The sequence below is a fragment of the Vibrio sp. D173a genome (assembly GCF_030248475.1).
Window position 1 is genome coordinate 1 of sequence record NZ_JAHGAH010000055.1, and the last position, 913, is coordinate 913.

1 protein-coding gene is annotated in these 913 nt (G+C 42.6%); it reads left to right on the plus strand.

Features of this window, described 5'->3' with window-relative positions; all coding sequences use genetic code 11:
- Positions 1-348 precede the first annotated feature (348 nt).
- Positions 349-913: YchE family NAAT transporter (locus KIV40_RS06560; RefSeq protein ID WP_285348364.1), on the plus strand; the 565-nt coding region annotated here is incomplete at its 3' end.

Below are 913 nucleotides of genomic sequence, written 5' to 3' on the forward strand. Positions count from 1 at the left end.
CTGTAAAAAAGTTTCATTTTTGGCCAACAAAATTACATATAGACCCTAATTTTTGTGCTACTGAGAGTATATCGAATACGTCTTATCTCTCTACAAACCACCTTTATTTTTGCAAAAAACGTGCGAATGTTAACGTTTGTGTAAATCAGTATGCTCTCTCACCAACTTTCTACGTAACAATTCGTTTCCAGATTGAATACATTTTCTTCAATAATTAGTTTTTCTCACAAATACTAGCCCAAATACGTTAGTTTTTTTCATTTCTTCAAGGCGCAGTTTTGCCTTACATTACCGCCTAAAATTACCCCCTCTCTTTTTCACTATTGTGAACGTTTACGAGTAAGCAACATGCAGACTTTAGAGTTAGCTATTTTCCTACAGTTTTTCTTAGGTTTGGTCGCAGCAGTGAACCCTGTTGGTATCATGCCAGTGTTCGTGTCCCTAACCGGACATATGACGCCAGAAGAGAAAAACAAAACCGCCACGACAGCAAACGTTGCTGTTGCAGTGATTTTGATCATTTCTCTTTTTGCTGGTCAGTTACTGCTGGATATGTTCAGCATCTCGCTGGACTCTTTTCGTGTTGCTGGCGGCTTGCTACTTCTGAGCATCGCGTTCTCAATGATGAGCGGTAAACTGGGTGAAGATAAGCAGAACAAACAAGAAAAGACTGAGTATGTAAGTCGTGAACAGATTGGCGTAGTGCCACTGGCGATGCCATTAATGGCAGGTCCAGGTGCAATTAGCTCAACCATCGTTTACGGCGCACGCTACCCTAGCGCGCTGGATACCGTTGGCATTAGTGTCACCATCATGCTGTTCTGTTTCTGCTCTTGGTTGCTATTCCGTTCTGCGCCTTTGATCGTACGCTTCCTTGGCCAGACGGGTATCAACGTAATCACGCGTATCATGG